This window comes from Promicromonospora sp. NPDC059942 (assembly GCF_042731755.1).
In the GTDB taxonomy this organism is placed as follows: Bacteria; Actinomycetota; Actinomycetes; order Actinomycetales; family Cellulomonadaceae; genus Promicromonospora.
In genome coordinates this window covers 58,351-77,508 of sequence record NZ_JBHWLR010000017.1, presented here as the reverse complement: position 1 = coordinate 77,508, position 19,158 = coordinate 58,351, and the positions used below count along the sequence as shown (strand labels likewise).

General features: G+C 72.9%; 16 protein-coding genes. 3 read left to right on the top strand and 13 right to left on the bottom strand.

All coding sequences use genetic code 11. From position 1 onward, the window contains the following. Window positions 1–27 precede the first annotated feature (27 nt). The 10 genes from ACFV9Q_RS23270 to ACFV9Q_RS23225 all read right to left on the bottom strand — a co-directional run bounded on the left by ACFV9Q_RS23270 (window position 28) and on the right by ACFV9Q_RS23225 (window position 11,588). On the bottom strand, window positions 28–978 hold the full coding sequence (locus ACFV9Q_RS23270; protein ID WP_377236380.1) for a 4-(cytidine 5'-diphospho)-2-C-methyl-D-erythritol kinase: 951 nt from the start codon (window positions 976–978) through the stop codon (window positions 28–30). Further along, window positions 975–1,883, bottom strand: coding sequence for a 16S rRNA (adenine(1518)-N(6)/adenine(1519)-N(6))-dimethyltransferase RsmA (gene rsmA / locus ACFV9Q_RS23265; protein WP_377236379.1), 909 nt, complete (start codon window positions 1,881–1,883; stop codon window positions 975–977). The genes ACFV9Q_RS23270 and rsmA overlap by 4 nt, the downstream gene beginning before the upstream one ends. A gap of 19 nt (window positions 1,884–1,902) precedes the next feature. Beyond that, window positions 1,903–3,105, bottom strand: a complete 1,203-nt coding sequence (locus ACFV9Q_RS23260; RefSeq protein WP_377236378.1) for a ubiquitin-like domain-containing protein — start codon at window positions 3,103–3,105, stop codon at window positions 1,903–1,905. A 525-nt stretch (window positions 3,106–3,630) separates the two neighbouring features. Then, complete coding sequence (locus tag ACFV9Q_RS23255; RefSeq protein ID WP_377236377.1) at window positions 3,631–4,968, bottom strand: transglycosylase family protein; 1,338 nt, start codon at window positions 4,966–4,968, stop codon at window positions 3,631–3,633. A gap of 218 nt (window positions 4,969–5,186) precedes the next feature. Next, on the bottom strand, window positions 5,187–6,359 hold the full coding sequence (locus ACFV9Q_RS23250; protein ID WP_377236376.1) for a ubiquitin-like domain-containing protein: 1,173 nt from the start codon (window positions 6,357–6,359) through the stop codon (window positions 5,187–5,189). A gap of 90 nt (window positions 6,360–6,449) precedes the next feature. Next, on the bottom strand, window positions 6,450–7,448 hold the full coding sequence (locus ACFV9Q_RS23245) for a TatD family hydrolase (RefSeq protein ID WP_377236375.1): 999 nt from the start codon (window positions 7,446–7,448) through the stop codon (window positions 6,450–6,452). An 8-nt stretch (window positions 7,449–7,456) separates the two neighbouring features. Then, window positions 7,457–9,082: a methionine--tRNA ligase gene (gene metG, locus ACFV9Q_RS23240; protein WP_377236374.1), complete on the bottom strand. Its 1,626-nt coding sequence runs from the start codon at window positions 9,080–9,082 to the stop codon at window positions 7,457–7,459. Between the two features lie 97 nt (window positions 9,083–9,179). Beyond that, window positions 9,180–9,836 carry a nucleotidyl transferase AbiEii/AbiGii toxin family protein gene (locus ACFV9Q_RS23235; RefSeq protein ID WP_377236373.1) on the bottom strand — a complete coding sequence of 219 codons (657 nt, stop codon included), beginning with the start codon at window positions 9,834–9,836 and terminating at the stop codon, window positions 9,180–9,182. Next, window positions 9,836–10,201, bottom strand: coding sequence for a hypothetical protein (locus tag ACFV9Q_RS23230; RefSeq protein ID WP_377236372.1), 366 nt, complete (start codon window positions 10,199–10,201; stop codon window positions 9,836–9,838). The genes ACFV9Q_RS23235 and ACFV9Q_RS23230 overlap by 1 nt, the downstream gene beginning before the upstream one ends. 133 nt (window positions 10,202–10,334) lie before the next feature. Beyond that, a complete protein-coding gene (locus ACFV9Q_RS23225) occupies window positions 10,335–11,588 on the bottom strand; it encodes a PQQ-dependent sugar dehydrogenase (RefSeq protein ID WP_377236371.1) in 1,254 nt (417 codons plus the stop codon). Window positions 11,589–11,726: 138 nt separating this feature from the next. Between ACFV9Q_RS23225 and ACFV9Q_RS23220 the strand changes: the two genes are divergently transcribed. Continuing rightward, complete coding sequence (locus tag ACFV9Q_RS23220) at window positions 11,727–12,323, top strand: isochorismatase family protein (RefSeq protein ID WP_377236370.1); 597 nt, start codon at window positions 11,727–11,729, stop codon at window positions 12,321–12,323. Between the two features lie 22 nt (window positions 12,324–12,345). Here the strand turns inward: ACFV9Q_RS23220 and ACFV9Q_RS23215 are convergent, their stop codons facing one another. Further along, a complete protein-coding gene (locus tag ACFV9Q_RS23215; protein WP_377236369.1) occupies window positions 12,346–14,118 on the bottom strand; it encodes a dolichyl-phosphate-mannose--protein mannosyltransferase in 1,773 nt (590 codons plus the stop codon). Window positions 14,119–14,151: 33 nt separating this feature from the next. Here ACFV9Q_RS23215 and rsmI point away from each other — a divergent pair, with 33 nt between their 5' ends. Continuing rightward, window positions 14,152–15,033 carry a 16S rRNA (cytidine(1402)-2'-O)-methyltransferase gene (rsmI, locus tag ACFV9Q_RS23210; RefSeq protein WP_377236368.1) on the top strand — a complete coding sequence of 294 codons (882 nt, stop codon included), beginning with the start codon at window positions 14,152–14,154 and terminating at the stop codon, window positions 15,031–15,033. A 72-nt stretch (window positions 15,034–15,105) separates the two neighbouring features. On the opposite strand, the gene ACFV9Q_RS23205 is transcribed toward rsmI, so the two are convergent. Next, the gene (locus ACFV9Q_RS23205) at window positions 15,106–16,731 is read right to left on the bottom strand and encodes a family 20 glycosylhydrolase (RefSeq protein WP_377236367.1); all 1,626 of its coding nucleotides are present in this window, start codon (window positions 16,729–16,731) and stop codon (window positions 15,106–15,108) included. Window positions 16,732–16,779: 48 nt separating this feature from the next. Then, window positions 16,780–18,381: a hypothetical protein gene (locus ACFV9Q_RS23200; protein WP_377236366.1), complete on the bottom strand. Its 1,602-nt coding sequence runs from the start codon at window positions 18,379–18,381 to the stop codon at window positions 16,780–16,782. 181 nt (window positions 18,382–18,562) lie between these two features. On the opposite strand from ACFV9Q_RS23200, the gene ACFV9Q_RS23195 reads away from it, so the two are divergent. Further along, window positions 18,563–19,147 carry a TetR/AcrR family transcriptional regulator gene (locus ACFV9Q_RS23195; protein ID WP_377227846.1) on the top strand — a complete coding sequence of 195 codons (585 nt, stop codon included), beginning with the start codon at window positions 18,563–18,565 and terminating at the stop codon, window positions 19,145–19,147. The last annotated feature ends 11 nt before the right edge of the window (window positions 19,148–19,158 follow it).

The following is a 19,158-nucleotide window of genomic DNA, read 5'->3' as shown; positions in this document are numbered from 1 at the left end:
CCCGGTGCGCGCCGGCCCGGTGCGCGCTCAGGCGCGCATCGGGGTCACGACCTGGGTCCCGGGAGCGGGTCCGGTAGCGCACCAGACCGCGTCGACGACGTCGGACGCCGTCCACGCCGCGCCCAGCGCCAGCGCGTGCTGCCGGGACCGGCCGAGCGCCGCGACCGTGGGACCGGACCCGGACACGAGGACGCCCAGCGCCCCGGACTCCGTGGCGACCTCCAGCACGTCGGCGAGCTCGGGCCGCAGGTCGAGGGCAGGACCCTCCAGGTCGTTGTGCAGCGCCTTGCCCAGGGCCACCGCGTCGCCGGCGCGCAGCGCGTGCATGATCGCGGTGTCGTCGGCGGGGGCCACGCGCGGCGTCGACGGCCCGGCGAGCTCGTCGAACCGGCGGAACACGCTGGGCGTCGAGAGACCCTCCCGCTGCGTCGCGAAGCACCAGTGGAACTCGCCGCGGGTCATCGCGGGCGTGAGCAGGTCGCCCCGCCCCGTGCCGACGGCGGTGTGCCCCAGCAGCGAGAAGGGCACGTCGGCGCCGAGCTCGGCGGCCAGCTCCACCAGGTCCGGGCGGGGGATGCCTGCCTCCCAGAGGGCGTCGCAGGCCACGAGCGCGGCGGCGGCGTCGGCCGAGCCGCCGGCCATGCCGCCGGCGACCGGCACGCCCTTGGTGATGTGCAGCTGGACGTCGTCGGGCAGGCCCGTACGCTCGGCCAGCAGCGCGGCGGCGCGCCAGGCGAGGTTGGTCTCGTCGGTCGGGACGGCGTCGGCCTGCGGGCCGGAGACCGTCAGCGAGATGCCGGCGCCGGGTGCCGCCTGGGTCGCCGTCACCTCCTCGTACAGGGAGACGGCCTGGAAGATCGTCGCGAGCGGGTGGTAGCCGTCGTCGCCGACGGGACCCACGCGCAGCCCGAGGTTGACCTTGCCGGGCGCGCGGACGCGGACCGACGGCGGCGGGGCCGCTGAAAGACGCGGGATCACTCGTCCCCCTCCTGCTCTGCGGTACCGGACGCGGGGGTCGCCCCGGCAGCCTCGGTGTCCGGGAGCTGCTCCGCGATGCGCGCGAACTGCTCGACGACGAGCGTCTCACCCCGGGCGCCCGGGTCCACGCCGGCGGCCCGGAGCGCCGCCTCGGCGGCGGCGCCGGAGCCGAACACCCCGGACAGGGCGGCGCGCAGCGTCTTGCGGCGCTGCGCGAACGCGGCGTCAACGACGGCGAAGACCTGCTCGCGCGAGGCCGTGGTCGACGGCGGGTCCCGGCGCTCGAGGTACACGAGGGCGGAGTCGACGTTGGGCGCGGGCCAGAAGACGTTGCGCCCGATGGTCCCGGCGCGGCGGGCCGACGCGTACCACGCGGCCTTCACCGACGGGATGCCGTAGATCTTGGAGCCAGGGACGGCGGCGATCCGGTCGGCCACCTCGGCCTGCACCATCACGAGCACGCGTTCGAGCGAGGCGAACCGCTGCAGCATGGTGAGCAGCACCGGGACGGCCACGTTGTACGGGAGGTTTGCGACGAGCGCCGTCGGCGGCTCACCGGGCAGCGCGGTGACGTCCAGCGCGTCGGAGAGCACCACCTCGAAGTCGGCGCCCGGGACCCGGGTCCGCACGGTGTCGGCAATCTGCCCGGCCAGGACCGGGTCGATCTCGATCGCGACCACGGAGGCGCCGGCCTCCACGAGGCCCAGCGTCAGGGAGCCCAGCCCGGGCCCGACCTCGACCACCCGCTCGCCGGGCCGGAGCCCCGCGGTGCGCACGATCTTGCGGACGGTGCCGCCGTCGTGCAGGAAGTTCTGGCCGAGCGTCTTGGTGGGCCGGACGCCCAAGCGCCCTGCCAGGTCGCGGATCTCCGCGGGACCGAGCAGGGCGCTTGAGGTGTCGTTCATGCAGGTGAGCCTAACTGGATCAGTACCAACCCACCGACTCCGAGTGGCCCCACGCACCGCACGGCGTGCCGTAGCGGTCCGCGATGTAGCCGAGGCCCCACTTGATCTGGGTGGCCGGGTTGGTGGCCCAGTCCGAGCCCGCCGAGCCCATCTTGGAGCCCGGCAGCGCCTGCGGGATGCCGTAGGCGCCCGACGACGGGTTGGCCGCCTGGTAGTTCCAGCCGGACTCGCGCTCCCAGAGGGACTCGAGGCAGGTCCACTCCGAGCCGGTCCAGCCGCGGGCGGCGGCCAGCTGCTGGCCGATCTCCTTGACGGAGCCGGACGGCGCGGGGGTACTGCTCCCGGTGCTGGTCTCCTCGACGGTGGCCTTCTTCTCCACCGGGCGCTCCTTGGTGCCCTCGACGATCACGCCGGTGACCGGCTTCGTGGTCACCTTGTTCGAGAGCTCCTTGCGGGCCACGACCTCGCCGTCGACCGTACGGAGCTGGACGATGCGCGTGCGCACGCCGTCCTTGCCCGCGGTGCGGACGTGGTCGCCCTCGTCCTCGTAGCGGTTCTTGTCCTGGACCGTCTTCACCTCGTGGTCCACGTCGAACTTCTGCGTGACCTTCTTGGTCTCGACGCGCTGCACCTGGACGGCGACGTCGGCGCCGGCCTTCGTGGCGGCCTTGGCGGACTTCGCGTCGATCGCCTTGTCCTCGGCCAGCGTGGCCACGGGGACGATGTTCACGAGGTCGTCCTTGTCGAGCTCGACCTTCAGGCCGTTGAGCACGCTGTCGACGCCGTCGGCGTGGTCCTCGACCACGCGGGTCCTGCCGTCCGCCACGACGGCGACGGGGCCGTCGTCGTTCAGGCGGAGCGGGAGCGAGGCGCGGTCGCCGGAGCGGGACGCCACCAGGGAGACGTCGCCGCCGCGCTCGGCGAGGGTCGTCAAGGCCTCGCCGGCGTCGGTCACGGTGACCCAGACGTCGCGCTCGTCGCCGCCGTCGGACATGGTGACCTGGCGGGCGTAGCGGACGACCACCTGGTCGCCGTCGGAGAGCTTCGCGTCGGTGCCGGGGGCGACGACGTCGCGCTCGCCCAGACGGACGCCCTGCGACTCGAGCATGCCCTGCACGGAACCGGAGTAGGTGGTGATGGTCTTGGTGGTGCCGTCGACGTCGAGCGTGACGGTCTTGCGCGCCTCCGCGAAGGCGACGGAGCCGGAGGCGGCGATCGCCACGGCTGCGAGGCCGGCGACCAGGGGCCAGCGACGGCGACGCTTCGAGAGGGTCGTCTGAGGGTTCGGGGCCTCGGACTCTGAGTTGATGCTGGGGATGGAGCCAGAACTCTGCTGCTCAGAACGGGGGTTCACTCGTGTCCAGTCGTCGGACGTCCCGGGCACGGGCGGCGAGCCAGGGGCCGCCCGCTCGCGCGAGCGTCCCCACCACGATTCGGCCTGGGGGCCTAACGACTCTTGCGAGCCGTCGCGGTCTCGACCGGCCGATCCGGCGGTCTCGCACTGATCACGAGGTTCCGTTCTCAGTGCTGCCCTGCCACCGTTCGGGCGCTGTGGCCTACACCACTTCGCGCCCTCCCGCCAGCGAGGACAACCGAACGTAACTGATCCGTTATCGTCCGGCCAAGTTTCTCGGTGCTATCGGGCTGTGTTGTCGGTCACTCGTCTAGGACAACCGTCCAACTCACTCCCCGTGTCAGACGCACAGGCCACTCGGGTGACCTGTACGTCTGACACGTGGGGAGGAGGTCAGAGCAGGCCGAGCTTCGCGGCACAGCCAGGCCACTGTCCCCAGCCGGACTGCGCCTGGAGCTTCTGGGCCCGCATGGTCTGCTCGGCGGCCGAGGCGTCCGACGGGAGGCCGGAACCACCCATCGCCACCCAGGTCTGCTGCGAGAACTGGTAGAGGCCGTAGTAGCCGTTGCCCGTGTTGGTGGCGGGGTTGCCGCCTGACTCGCACTGCGCGAGCTGGGCCCAGACACCGCCGGTCGCGACCACGGGGGCCTTCGGCTCGGGCGCGGCCTTCTGGGCCGGCTCCTTCGCGACAGGCTGTGGCTCGGGTTCCGGTGCCGGTTCGGGCTTCGGCGCCGGCCGGTCCTTGGTGCCGTACACGGTCACCTGGTCGACGGGCTTGCGCACGACCTCCGAGGAGCGCTTGTCCCGCTTGACGACCTCGCCGTCCACGGTCGTGACGTCCCACTTCGTGACGCGCTTGCCCACGACGCCCTCGGTCGCCACGTACGGGTCGAGGTCCTCGTACCGGTCCGGGTCCGCGGTCCGCACCTTGTCGAAGGACAGCCGGGTCACGGTCTTCTGGACCGAGCTCCGGACCTGCTCGACGACGACGGACAGCGTCGCGACGCTCGGGTCGGCCGACGCGTCGTCCGACCTCTCGACGTGGACCCGGTCGTCCGCGTCGACCGTGACGTCGTGCTCGGCGAGCAGGTCGTCGAGCTGCGCGGCGCCGTCGGCCACCCGCTGGGTCTTGCCGCCGACGACCAGGTTGATCGGGCTGTCGGCGTCGAGCCGCAACGGGAGGGTCACGCGACCGCCGGAGCGGGACGGGACCAGCGCGACGTCGCCGGCCCGCTCGGAGAGCGTGGCGAGCGCCTCGTCGGCGTCGAGCGCGGTGACCCACGTCGTGCGCCGCTCGCCGTCGGCCTGGAGGGTGACCTCGTGGCCGTAGCGGACCACGACGGTGCCGCCGTCCCGGAGGGTGCCTCCGGGCGTCACCGCGTCGCGGTCGGTGACGTCGACGCCCTCGTCGGCCAGGAGGCCGGCGACGTCGCCCTGGAAGGTCTCGACGGTCGTGACCTTGCCGTCCACGTCCAGCGTGACGGTCTTGTGGGCCGATCCGTAGGCGGTGATGCCGCCGGCGCCGGCGACCGCGATGGCCGCGGCCCCCGCGAGGAGGGCGGCTCTGCGGTGGCGCTTACGGGGCGGGGCCGGGTCGGGGGAGCCCGGCGGGGTGAGGGGGTGAACCGTTGACAGCGGTTCGAAGATCTCGGTGATGCCGGCGGTGGCGCCGGTCTCAGGGGTGGGGGGCAGTTCGTTGGGGATGCCCTGAGCTGGGTGGGGAGATGACACGCGGGTCCAGTCCTCGCGCGGTCCGGGCACGGGGGCCGGGACGGTGCGAGTCGCACGCACCTCCCGCGCGGGGGCGCGGGCCCGACCGGCCGATCCGGCGGTCCCAGAGACCGTAACCCTGCCGTTATCAAATGCAAGCCTATCCGCGAAATACACATTCGAAACGTCGGGATAGATCCTTAAATATCCCAAATCTTCCAGGGTGAAAAACGGCCTGCTCAGTACCAGCCGATCTCCACCGAGTGCGCCCACGCACCGCACGGCGTGCCGTAACGACCCGAGATGTAGCCCAGCCCCCACTCGATCTGGGTGGCCGGGTTGGTGAGCCAGTCGCTGCCGACCGTGGCCATCTTGGAGCCCGGGTTCGCCTGGGCGATGCCGTACGCCTGGCTGCTCGGGTTGTCGGCGTTCCAGCGCCAGCCGCTCTCCTTCTGCCAGAGCTGGTCCAGGCAGGAGAACTCGTCGGCGCCCCAGCCGCGCTCGGCGGCCATCGCCTGGCCCAGGGCCCGCGCGGAGCCCGGGTCCACGGGCGCGGTGGCCACGTCCATGGTCCCCACCACGAGCACCTCGTTCACGGGCTCGCGGGTGACCTTGCGGTCCACCACGGTGCGCTCGACGACGGCGCCGCCCACCGTCTTGACCTCGTACGTCACCGTCGCCTCACCGGCGACGCCGGCGGTGCGGATCGACTCGTAGCCCTCGGGGAGGCTCGGGTCCTCGACGGTCTCGGTCTCGAACGGCACCACCTCGGTCACCGTGCGCGACGACGACGCGTCGCGGCTGACCATGATGATCATCCCGTCCACGGCGGCGGCGTCGAGCGGCACGGACGTGACGTCGCCGTCGGCCAGCGCGATCCCGGCCTCGTCGAACACGGAGCGCACCGTGGACCGGGTGGTGCTGAACTCCAGCACCGAGCCGTCCACGGCGATGTTGACCTTCTTGACCGTGGAGAACCGGACTGGGTCGCGGTCGAGCCGCGTGGTCCGGGAGGCCGTGGCGAGGGCGCCGTCACCGCGCGGCCCGAGAGCCGCGAGCAGCTCGCCGACCGTGCCCGCGGTGGTGCGCAGCGTGATCATCTGGCCGTCGAGCTCGACGGTGACGTTCCGGCTGGTGCGGACCACCACGGTGTTGCCGGAGCCGACGCCGGACGTCGCGGACGGCTGCACCACGTCGTCGGGCTCCAGCTCGATGTGCTGCGACGCCAGCGCCTCGGCGACCGTGTCGCCGTAGACCCCGAGCGTGCGGACGTCACCGTTGTAGTCGATCGTCAGGGTCGTCGCGTTGGCCGTGTACATGCCGGCGACGCCGGCGAGCACGCCGACGACGGCACCACGAACCAACCAGCGGGCCGGTCTGCTCGCGAGCCACGGCCGTGCGTACCTCACCACGAGCACCAGACCGTAACGGAACAAACCTCGCAGCAAAAGGCGTGGGGATATGAAATCAAATGCCGCTTTCTTCGGCCCAATGCGCCGTTCTTACCAGGTGCCGTAGACGCGCTCCGAGTTGGCACCGATGTCAGCGCACAGCACCCCGAGGTCTTCTCCCAGGTGGGCCGCCATGCCGCGCGCCGTGTGGGCCGCCGCGAAGGGGGCGTTCGGCTGCCCCCGGAACGGGTGCGGCGTGAGGTACGGGGCGTCGGTCTCCAGGAGGATCAGCTCACGCGGCGCCACGGCCAGGGCCGCGCGCAGGTGGTCGTTGGCCTTGAACGTGACCGGTCCGGCGAACGACAGGTACCAGCCGTGCTCGGCGCAGACGCGGGCCATCTCGGCGTCGCCGCTGTAGCAGTGGAAGACGGTGCGCTCGGGCGCGCCGTCGGCCAGCAGGACCTCGATGACCTGGGCGTGCGCGTCGCGGTCGTGGATCTGCAGGGCCAGGCCCAGCTCCTTGGCCAGCGCGATGTGCGCGCGGAAGGCGTCCCGCTGGGCCTGCTCTCCGCGCGTGCCCGTGCGGAACAGGTCCATGCCCGTCTCGCCGATCGCGCGGATGCGGTCGTTGCCCTTGGCCAGGTCGGCGATCTCGGCGACGGCGTCGTCCAGCCCCACGGCGTGCCGCTCCTCGGGCTCGGGTGTGAGCCCGTCGGGCCCCACCTCGAGCACCCCGGCGTGCAGCGTCGCCTCGTTCGGATGGATCGCCACGGCCCCCACCACCCGCGCCCCCCGTTGAGTGCTGGGTATCTGTTGCGATTCCGGGGTCTCGGCCAGCAGATACCCAGCACTCAACGAGGTGAGGAGGGCGTCCGTCCAGCGGGCCGACGGCAGGTCGCAGCCGACCTGGACCACCCGGTCGACGCGCGCGGCCGCGGCTCGCGCCAGGTGGTCCGCGACGGACGGCGGCCAGGGGCCCTGCTCCCCGTCCGGCGCGACGTCGGGCAGCACCGCCGCGATGTGGTCGAGGTGGGTGTGGTTGTCGACGACCGGGACGGGCAGCGGCTCGGGGTCGGCCGGGAACCCGCGCTCGCGTGTGCGCTTCGCCATCGCCGGGCTCAGGCCGCCGTGTCGTCGAGGCGCGGGAACAGGGCCGCGCCCTTGGTCACGGTGGTGCCCGCCGGGAGCGCCCCGAACGTCGCCGCGCCGCCGAGCGGCTGGGCGTCGAGCGCCCCGAGCGAGGCCTCCGCGCCGAGCAGCTCCCAGAGCCCGGCCGCCGCCTTCGGCGTGATCGGGTTGAGCAGCACCGCGAGCGACCGCAGCGCCTCCGTCGCGGTGACGAGCGACGTCGCGAGGCGGCCGCCGTCCACCCCCGCGCCGGCCTCGTCGGTCTCGCCCGGCTCCTTGGCGAGCTTCCAGGGCTGCGTGTCGGCGAGGTATCCGTTCGTGGCGTCCACGAGCGTCCAGACGGCGGAGACCGCGTCGTGGATGGCCAGCCGGTCGATCGCCGCCTCGGCGTCGGCCACCGCCTGGGCCGCGACCCGGGCGAGGGCCGCCTCGGCGTCGGTGGGTTCCCCCGGGGTGGGCAGCGAACCGCCGAAGTACTTGCCGATCATCGCGGCGGTCCGGGACGCGAGGTTGCCGAACCCGTTGGCGAGCTCGCCGTTGTAGCGCGCGGTCATGTCCTCCCAGGAGAACGAGCCGTCGCCGCCGAACGCGATGGTCCGCATGAAGTAGTAGCGGAACGCGTCCGAGCCGAAGGTGTCGATGATGTCCGACGGCGCGATGCCGGTGAGCTTGGACTTGCTCATCTTCTCGCCGCCCACCAGGAGCCAGCCGTGCGCGAACACGGTCTTCGGCAGGGGCAGGCCGGCGGCCATGAGCATCGCCGGCCAGATCACCGCGTGGAACCGCAGGATGTCCTTGCCCACGAGGTGCACGTCGGCCGGCCAGGTCCGGGCGAACTGCTCCTTGCGCTCCGGGTCGTCGCTGTCGAGGCCCACGGCCGTGGCGTAGTTGAGGAGCGCGTCGAACCAGACGTAGAGCACGTGGGAGGAGTCCCACGGGATCGGCACGCCCCAGTCGAACGTCGAGCGCGAGATCGAGAGGTCCTGCAGCCCCTGCCTGACGAAGCTCACGACCTCGTTGCGGGCCGACGCCGGCTGCACGAACTCGGGGTGCTCCTCGTAGAGGGCGAGCAGCCGGTCGGCGTACTCGCTCATCCTGAAGAAGTAGTTCTGCTCGGAGAGCATCTCGACGGGCGTGCCGTGGATGGCGCACACCTTCTGCCCCTCGTAGTCCCCCGTGCCGTCGAGGAGCTCGCCCGGCAGCTTGTACTCCTCGCAGCTCACGCAGTACGGCCCCTCGTACGAGCCCTCGTAGATCCCGCCCTTGTCGTACAGGTCCTGGAGGAAGGCCCGGACGGCCTTCTCGTGCCGCTCCTCGGTGGTCCGGATGAAGTCGTCGTTGCGCACGTCGAGGGTCTGCAGCACCGGCTTCCAGGCCGTCTCGACCAGCCGGTCCGCCCAGTCCTGGGGGCTGACGCCGTGGGCCTCGGCGGTGCGCAGCACCTTCTCGCCGTGCTCGTCGGTGCCGGTGAGGAACCAGACGTTCTCCTGCCGCTGGCGGTGCCAGCGCGTCACGACATCGGCGGCGACCGTCGTGTACGCGTGCCCGATGTGCGGGGCATCGTTCACGTAGTAGATCGGCGTCGTGAGGTAGAAGGTCTTCTCGGCTTCCGGCATGGGTCCATCGTAGGTGTGCGGTCCAGCCCGATTGCTGCGCCCGATCGCCGCGCCCGGGGCGCTGCGGCGGCGCCGAGGGGACGCCACGACGGCGCGCTCAGCGGACGACGGCGGGGTCGATCTCGTCGGCCCAGTCGAGGAAGTGCTCGACGATCTCCTTCCGCCAGTCCTCGCCCACCTCGTACGCCTCGAACGACTCCGGGCTCTTGCCCCGGACCGAACGGAACCGATCTGCCAGCATCGCCCGGTCGAACGGCAGCGACTCCTGCTCGTCGCCGATCGCCAGGACCTCGTCACGAGCGAAGCGCCCGGAACCCACCACCGCGTCGATGTCGATGAAGTCACGCGTCTCGCCCCGGGACCACAGGGCGCTCATCTTCCCGGCGACGGCGTCGCGGACGTCGAGCACGGGCCCGACGGCCAGCTGCGAAGGCTGGAACGCGCGGTAGTTCGCGCCGAGCTGGACGTCGCTCGACTCGCCCGTGACCGGATCGGTGACGTTGACGTCGGCGAACGTCCGCCCGATCAGGTTGTCGCGCACGTCCAGGCCGGCGGCCAGGAACGCCGCCCGGAGCTTTGCCACCGAGACCACGAAGACGTCGGGCTCGAAAACGTTCGTGAACAGGTCCACGTCGTTGGACGGCCGGTCGCCGATGCCGTTCGCGGAGATCGCGTAGCCGCCCGCCAGCGCGAAGCCATAACTCTCCAACGCCTCCAGGCCGATCGTGGCGAGGCGCTCGTGAAAGGGGAGCATCAGGCGGCTCCAGCGACCTTCGAACGGGCCGCCAGCTCCGGGAACCTCGACTCCCAGACCGCACGGCACCGGCCGGGGAGATTCAGGGACGGCCAGAGGCGCAGCAGCTCGGACCGGTTCAGGACGGCTCGGTGGTCCGGCACGAAACCGTCGCGGACGGTCGCGCTGTACAGCTCGAGCTTCCGCGCTCTCCGGCCGAGGTCGTACGTCGGGTCCAGGCTCGTGTCGATGTGCGGCCCCACGGTGACGATCCCCGTGCTCGGCCCTCGCAGCTCCTCCAGGGACTCCGGGGTGACGTACGGGATGTGGTCGGCGTAGACGTAGCCGCGCGGCACCGTCCGGTACGCGCCAGGTTCTGCGGACATCCTGTTCACCCCTCTCGATCGGCAGTGGTTCGAGCCTACGACGAGGCCTCTTCCGGGCAGCCAGGATATCCACAGCCCTAGACGTCTGCCAGTGGACAGCGCCGATGGACAGGCCGGTGGGCAGCGCCGGCGGCTACCCCGCCGGAGTCAGCGTGACCCGCAGCAGCCGGTCGTCGACGAGCCGGCCGTCCTCCGTCGCCGGCTCGCCCCGGCCGTCCGTGTTGCCGGTCAGCACGAACAGCTCGCCGTCGTCCCCGGCCTGGACCGCGCGCAGCCGCCCGTACTCCCCCGCCAGCAGCTCCTGCGGCTCCCCGAAGCCCGGGCTCGTGCCGTCGGCGACGTCCTGCGCGGTGCCGAGCAGCGGCACGCGCCAGAGCCGCTCCCCGCGCAGCGCCGCCAGGTACACGGCCTCGTCGGTGACGGCGATGCCCGACGGCGAGGCCTCCGACGTCGGCCACCAGGCGACCGGGTCGACGAACCCGGCCCGCTCCCCCGGACCCTCGACGTCGGGCCAGCCGTAGTTGCCGCCCGCCTCGATCACGTTCAGCTCGTCCAGCTCGTCCTGCCCGAACTCGCTCGCGAACATCCGGCCGCTCGCGTCCCAGCCCAGGCCCTGCACGTTGCGGTGCCCCAGGGACCACACGGGCGAGCCGGGGTCCGGGTTGCCGGGCGCGGGTTCGCCGTCGGTCGTGACGCGCAGGATCTTGCCGCCCAGCGACTCCGGGTCCTGCGCGTTCGCGGGGTTGCCGGCGTCGCCCGTCGCGACGTACAGGTACCCGTCCGGGCCCAGCGCGATCCGGCCGCCGTTGTGGTTGGACGCGCTCGGGATGCCGTCGAGGATCGTGGTGACGTCGCCCAGCGTCATCCCGTCGAGGTCGAGCTCGGCGCGCAGCACCGCGTTGTCCTCCGCGCCGGTGCGGTACAGGAAGACCGTGAAGGTCGGCCCGGTGTCCTCCGGGTCGACGGCGACGCCAAGCAGGCCGCCCTCACCGGCCGGCATCGTCTGGTCGGCCAGCTCCTGGGCGCCGCCGGACGCGTCGAGCGGTTCGACGTCGCCGCTGGGGTGCACCACGGCGAGCGCCGCGTCGTCCCGCATCGTCACGAGGAACCGCCCGCCGGGCAGCGGGGCGATGCCCCACGGGACGGGGAGCTCCTGCGCCATCACCTCGGCCTCGGCGGTCACCTCGCCGTCCCAGGGATCCGTCCCCTCGGCGTCCGACGGCGCCGTCGTGCCCGACGACGCGGACGGGCTCGGCGAGGCGGACGGGCTCGGCGACACGACCCCGGGCTCGGCCGACCCGCTGCACCCACTCACCCCCGCGACCAGCACGAACGCAGGCAGAACCCAGGTCAGCAGGTGCCGGCGCACCCCGGCGTCAGTATCCACTCCCCCATCCAAGCACCGCACGAGGCAGCGTGGTCGGTGGTACGTCAGCTGATCGCCATTCCGGGGTGCCGGTCATGTGACGAACGACCGATCGCCGCGGGCTACCTCGGCAACCGGCGGAGTGGAAGAGTGAGATGCATGAGCCTTGCCGAGTCCTCGCCCGAGCTGCGGGCCCTCATCGTCGTCGACGTGCAGCCCACGTTCTGCGAGGGGGGTGAGCTCGCCACGGAGGGCGCGAACGAGATCGCGCACCGTGTCGCCGCCTACGCCGCCGCCCACCGGGACCGGTACAAGACCGTGGTGACCACCCAGGACTGGCACATCGACCCGGGCGAGCACTTCAGCGACACCCCGGACTTCGTCGACTCGTGGCCGCCGCACGGCGTCGCCGGCTCGCCGAACGCCGAGCTCCATCCCGCGCTGGCCGACCTCGTCCCGGACGCCAGGCTGCTCAAGGGCCAGTACTCGCACGGGTACTCCGGCTTCGACGGCGCGGACGAGCACGGCCGCAGCCTCGCCACCGTGCTGTCGGAGGCGGGGGTCACCGCCGTCGACGTCGTGGGCCTCGTGCAGTCGCACTGCGTGAAGCACACCGCGCTCGACGCTCGCCGTGCGGGCCTGCACGCCCGGGTGCTGACCGACCTGACGATCCCGGTCTCGCCGGAGCAGGGCGTGGCCGCCGAGAAGGAGCTGACGGCCGCGGGCGTGGATCTCCGCGACTCCTCGGCCCTCTAGCCCCGGCCCTCTGCCGCCCGGGCTAGATCCAGCTCGGGAGCAGCATGAGCCGCTGCCAGTACTCGTACGGCACCGCCATCGCCGTCCAGATCGGGTAGTAGAGCACGCTCACGCCCACGATCAGCACCACGAGCACCGCGGCCAGCCAGCACACGATCCGCCGGTCCGCGCTCCGGCGCGGCGTCCGTTCCAGCCCGACGGCCAGCACGTACACGAGCGTCAGGATCACGAACGGCGTGAACACGATCGAGTAGAACGTGAAGATGGTGCGGTCCGCGAGCGGCCACGAGTACAGGAACCACGGCAGCCAGCCGGCCGCGATGCCCACGAGGGCCGCGGTGCCGCGCCAGTCCCGGAACTTGATCACGAGCACCAGGACCACGGGGATCGCGAGCGCGCCCAGCCACCACAGCAGCGGGTTGCCGAGCGACGTGACGGCGGTGGCGCAGTCGCCCACGGAGTCCGCCGGGCACGGGCCCTGGCCCGGGGCGAACTTCTCCCAGAAGAACGACGTCGGCCGCCACTGCACGATCCAGCCCAGCGGGTGCGACGCGTAGTTGTGGTCCGAGTCCAGGTTGGTGTGGAAGTCCCACATCATGTGGTGGTACTCCCACAGCGACCGGCCGGCCTCCCAGGCGCCCTGCGCCCAGCCCCAGTCCGGCCACCAGCCCGGCGGCGTCACGCCGTTCACCACCGCCCAGTCGCGCAGGTACGACTTCGGGTGCGCGAACCAGGCCGACCACGACGCGATGTACACCGCGACCACGGTGGGCAGCATGACCAGGGCGGCCGGAAGGGCGTCGACCACCAGGGCGTCCTCCCACCAGCGCCCGATGCCGGCCGTGCGGCGGGCCGTGAGGTCCCAGACCACGGTGAGGATGCCGAACGCCGCGACGAAGTACAGGCCCGACCACTTCACGCCGCAGGCGAGACCCAGCGACACGGCCGCCGCGAGCCGCCACCACCGGAAGCCCAGCCGTGGCCCGTACCGGCCGATCGCCCCGCCCGCCTCGACGATCTGCGCCACCCGGTCGGCGAGCCGGCGTCTGGCCCACTCGCGGTCCATCACCAGACAGCCGAAGCCGACGAGCACCCAGAACATGAGGAACTGGTCCAGCAGGCCGGTGCGCGAGTGCACGATCGCCTCGCCGTCGACCGCGAGCAGCAGGCCCGCGACCAGGCCGAGCAGGGTGGACGAGAACATGCGGCGGGCGATCCGCACCATGAGGAAGACGGCCACCACGCCGATCACGGCGCTGGCGATGCGCCAGGCCATCGGGTCGGTCGCGCCGCCCATGAGGCGCATCCCGATGGCGATCATCCACTTGCCGACGGGCGGGTGGACCACGTACTCGGCCTCGTCGGTCTTGTACGAGCTGACGTCGCCGGCCTCGAACGCCGGGTTGGGCTTGTCGGGCCACGCGGCCTCGAAGCCGAGGCTGGCCAGCGACCAGCCCTCCTTGACGTAGTACGTCTCGTCGAAGACCAGCTTGCCCGGACGGCCCAGCGCGTACAGCCGCGCGCCGGCAGCGATCGCCGTCACGATCAGCGCGCCGAAGATGCCCCAGAACCGGTCCGAGGCACGGCGGCCGAGCGCGAGGCGGCGCTCGCCCAGCAGGTCGCGCAGGAGGCGGTCGCGCACCGGCGGCTCGGCCGGGGCGACGGCGGGGAACGATCCCGTCGGCGTCATCCCGCCGCCGACCGCCTCGCGGCGCACGTGCGCCCCGTAGGTTCCAGGCAGAGCCTGCTGCACTGCGGCGTGATGCGCTCCGGTGGCTTCAGGCTGCTGAGACACCGGGCCAGCATAGAGCGTGGGACAGTGTGCTTCATGACCGACTCGTCCCCGGTTCCCGGGCCCGCGCCCGAGGCCGGCACTCTCGTCCTGGCAGCCACCCCGATCGGCAACGCGGAGGACGCCTCGCCGCGCCTGGTCCGCCTGCTGGCCGCCGCCGACGTGGTGGCCGCCGAGGACACGCGCCGCCTGCACGCCCTCGCCGGACGGCTCGGCGTCGAGGTGCGCGGCAAGGTGACCAGCTACCACGAGCACAACGAGACGGCCCGCGCGGACGAGCTCCTCGACGTCGTCGCCGACGGCGGCACCGTGGTGGTCGTGACCGACGCCGGCATGCCGTCCGTCTCCGACCCGGGGTACCGCGTCGTGGAGCGGGCGATCGAGCGCGACCTGCGCGTCACGGCCGCGCCCGGGCCGAGCGCGGTGCTGACCGCGCTGGCGCTCTCCGGCCTGCCGACCGACCGGTTCACGTTCGAGGGCTTCCTGCCGCGCAAGGCCGGCGACCGCGCCCGGACGCTCGCCGCGCTGACCGCCGAGCCGCGCACCATGGTGTTCTTCGAGGCGCCGCACCGGATCGCCGAGACGCTCGGCGCCATGGCCGCGGCGTTCGGCGACACCCGCCCGGCCGCCGTCGCGCGCGAGCTGACCAAGACGTACGAGGAGGTGCTGCGCGGCCCGCTCGCGGACCTCGCGGAGCGCGCCGCCGCCGAGCAGCTCCGCGGCGAGATCTGCGTGGTGGTCGGCGGGGCCCCGGCGGTGCAGGCGAGCGTGGACGACGTCGTGGGCGAGGTGCTGGAGCGGGTCGCCGCGGGCGAGCGGCTCAAGACGGCGGTCGCCGAGGTCGCGGACGCCACGGGCGTCACGAAGCGAGACCTGTACGCGGCAGCCCTGGCAGCCCGCCCCTCCCCACCTCGTTGAGTGCTGGCTATTTGTTGGGAATCCGGGCTCGGACCGACAAATAGCCAGCACTCAACGAGGTGGGATCGGGGGTTACCAGTCGATCTGGGGGGTCGGGTGGTAGCTGGCGCCGTCTCGGCGCCAGGCGCCCGCCTCGACCGCGATCCGGCCCCGGAACGACTCCCAGTCCTTGACGCCGGGCTGCGACCACGCGGCCTCGGCCACCGCCGCGAGCCGGGGCAGCAGCATCGAGAACAGGTGGTCGCGGTTGAGCAGGGTCTCGGTCCAGACGGCGGCCGAGACGCCCTCGATCGCCGACTCGGGCAGGCCCTCGACGAGGGTCGCCGGGTCCCAGTCGTAGGAGTCGTGCAGCTCGACGAACGCGGCCCACTGCTGGCCGAGCGGGTGCTCCGGCGTGTACTTCATGTCGAGGTAGGCCCGGTCGGCCGGGGACATCACGAACTTCGCGCCGGCCTGCGCTGCGCGCAGGAACGGTGCCGGGTCGGGCCGGGTGTCCCAGTACTGGAGCACGGTGCCGGGTTCGACCAGGGCGGGCGCCTCGCCGTGGTCCGCCACGGCGTCGACGCCGTCCGCGGACCCCTCCTCGGAACCGGCGTCCGAACCCGCCAGCGCCGCCACCGCCGCCTGGTCGCCGTGCGCGGAGCCGGCCGCCTCCTGCCACGCGACGGGGATCTTGCCCGCGCCCGCGATGATCTGCTGGCAGAGCACCACGAACCGGCCGAACTCCTCGGGCTGCATCACCAGCACCTCGTCGCCGCCGAAGTGCACCCACGGCCCCAGCGTCATGCGCGCGACGTCGGTGAACACGTCCCGCAGGAACGGCTCGGTGGTCGGCAGGTCGAAGTGCAGCTTCGAGAAGCCCACCTCGATCCCGTCGTAGGCGTCGGTGGCCTCGCCCGACGGCGTGAGCTCGCCGTAGGCGTGGGTCGCCGCGTTGACGTGCCCCGGCACGTCGATCTCCGGGACGATCACGATCTCCCGCTCGGCCGCGTACTCCTGCAGCTCGCGGTACTCGTCGGCGGTGAGGAACCCGCCGGTCGCGCCCGACACCGCACCCTGCGACGACTTCTCCGTCAACGCGGGCCGGGACGGGATCTCCAGCCGCCAGCCCTGGTCGTCGGACAGGTGCAGGTGCAGCCGGTTCATCTTGTACGAGCCCACGAGGTCCACGACCGCCCGCAGGTCCGCGGGTCCGAACCAGTGCCGCACCACGTCGAACGACAGCCCGCGCCAGCCGTACCGCGGCTCGTCGCGCACGACGACGGCGCGCACCTCGAGCGGCGCGTCCGTCGCAGAGCCGTCGCCGTCGGCGCCGAACCGGCCGGCGTTGGCGAGCTGGCGCAGGGTCCGGACGCCGTGCAGCAGGCCGGAGCGCTCGGGAGCCGCGACGGAGACACCCTCGGCGGTCACGGCGAGCGTGTAGCGCTCGGGGTTCCGTGAGCCCGCGGGGCCTGCGGCGGGGTCGACGGTCAGCGTGACGGCCGCCCCGGGACCGCCGTCCGCCCCGACGGCGCCGTCCGCCACGACCGCGGCGCCCGCGCTCGTGAGCAGCTCACCCGCGAGGCGTTCGGTCACGGCGTCGGGTGCGTGCACGGTGACCGACCTGAGGTCCAGCACCCCCTCGCCGGCGACGAGCTCGACAGGTACGGGGATGATGGCGTCGGCGACGACGGCCGCGCCGCTGCTCACGGTGGTCACGATTGTTAGGGCCCCTTCGCTCCGATGGATGCCCGCAGTTTGGCAGGTTCAGCCGGCGGAGACCAGGCCCAGGAGCGGTTCGGTGGGCAGGATGCTGGTCGCGTCGGCGGGCACCTCGCTCGGCGCGGACCAGCCGAGCACCGCGTGGGCGGGCAGGTCGTTCGCGACGTCGGCCCAGACACCGCCGGCCGTCGCCTGGCCCGCGGCCGGGCCTGCGGCGGTGAAGACCACCGCGACCTGCGACGGGATCCGCAGGTCCGACCGGCCCACGACGGACGCCGCCGTGGACTGGTGCACCTCCAGCATGATCTGCGGAAGGCCCTGCGCGGTGGCGATCCGGGCGAGCCGGTCCACGACCTCCTGGAGCTCCGCCGCGGGGACCGACCCCGACTCCGCGCCGTTGCCCGCGACCCGGAACTCGGGGTGCACGGACAGGCCGACGCCCGGCTGCTTCAGCAGCGGTTCGAGGTCGTCGAGCTGCGCGGCGAGCGGCTGGACGCCGGGCGCGACGTCGAGCAGCACGATCTGCCCGGCGTCGCGGATCGCCTCGACGGCGGGCGTGAGCAGCTCCAGCGGCTGCTCGTCCACGTAGTCGCCGTCCTCGCCGGGCGCGCTCGACCGCACGCTCGCCGTGACGGTCACCAGGGGCGAGCCGCCCAGCAGCTCGCCGTTCGTGGTGGCCGCGTTCACGGCGCGGACGGCGTCCGCCGCCGGGTCGGCGATGCCCGCGGGCACCGTGTACGACGTCGAGACATAGCGGCCCGGGAAGAGCTGCAGCGAGCCGTCCGGCAGCGTCGCGCCCGACGTCGCCACCGCGACCTGCCAGCCCAGGTCGTCCGCGGCGCCGAACTCGGCGCCGATCCCGACCACGCCGAGCGGCTTGAGGGCACGGATCGTCTCGACGGTGCCCGCGTCGGCCGCGATGTCGCCGCCGGGCACCTCGACCGGCACGGCGCCGGCCGCCAGGGCCGTGCCGATGGCGGCCTCCTGCCCCGGCCTCGGGTCGACGGCGACGAGGACCTCCTGCAGCAGCTCCGGGTCGCTGACGTCGGGGATGTCCGCGCGCAGCCCGGCCAGGTCGGCCGCGTGGAGGCGGTCGGCGGTCGGCAGCTCGACCTTGTCGTCGCCCTTCGTGCCCGCGCCGTCCTTCCCGGGCTCACCCTTGCCCGCGTCGCCCTTGCCCGCGGAGGCGGCGGCCTCGGCCGCCGCGCTCAGCGCGCCCGGGTCGAAGCGGACCACCTCGGCGTCGCCCGCAGCGGGGCCCACGTCCGCGACTGCCTGCTCGTCGCCGACGACGACGACCGTGCCCGCCCCGAGCCGCTCGAGCTCGGCCACGACGTTGGTGTCCGAGACGCCGCCGTCGGTCAGCAGCACCGGCGCGGTGACTGCGGCGCCGGTGGCCGCGGCGGTCGCGCGCGCGTCGACGTCGTCCGCCGAGGCGATGACCGCGATCGGGGAGGCGTGGAAGAAGGCCTGGCTCGCCGTGAGGGCCAGCTCGGCGGGGTCGGTCGAGTCGAGCACCAGGGCCGGCCCGGAGGGGTCCCTGACCTGGAACTTCTCCCCCGTCTTGCCGTCATCGCCCTCGGCCGTCGGCACGGTACAACCGGCCAGGACGAGGGCGCCGACCGCGAGCAGAGCCGCGACGGACACAGGTCGGTGGTGCGGGACGAATCGGGCGTTCCGGATAACCACGGATGTCATTCTCCCCCACCGGACGGCGAAGTGGAAACCCCGGGGTGTGGGCCGACCGAGGTAGACGAACCCGTCAGTACACCTCCGGGTAGACTCTTCTTCTCAGATTGTCGGAACGAGTACGGAGGCAGGTGCGCACATGAGCACGACGTCGGCCCCATCCACCCGGGACCGCATCCTCGACGCGGCCACCGAGCTGTTCTACGCCCACGGGATCCGGGCGGTCAGCGCGGACAAGATCATCGAGCGCGCCGGGATCACCAAGGTCACCTTCTACCGGCACTTCCGGACCAAGGACACCCTGGTGGTGGCCTACCTGGAGCGGCAGGCGGCCAGGGAGCGCGGCGCGCTCGACGGGCTGCGCGCGTCCGCCGGCGACGCCGAGGCGCTCCGCCGGTTCGCCGCGACCGTCGGCACCGAGGCGTGCAAGCCCGGCTTCCGGGGCTGCTCGTTCATCAACGCCGCGGCGGAGTACGCCGAGCCCGGCAGCGAGGTCCGCAAGGTGGTCGCCGGGCACCGCACCTGGTACCGGCAGACCTTCGCCGCGATGGCCGCAGAGCTGGGCGTGACCGACGCCGAGCAGGCGGCCGAGGAGCTGATGATGCTGCGCGACGGCGCCATGCTGTCGGGGTACCTCGATGACCCCGCCCACGTCGGCGGCGCCCTGGAGCGTGCGTTCTTCGCAGTCATCGACGCGGGTCAGGCCGCCGGTTCCCGGGTGTAGCCGCGCCCGCC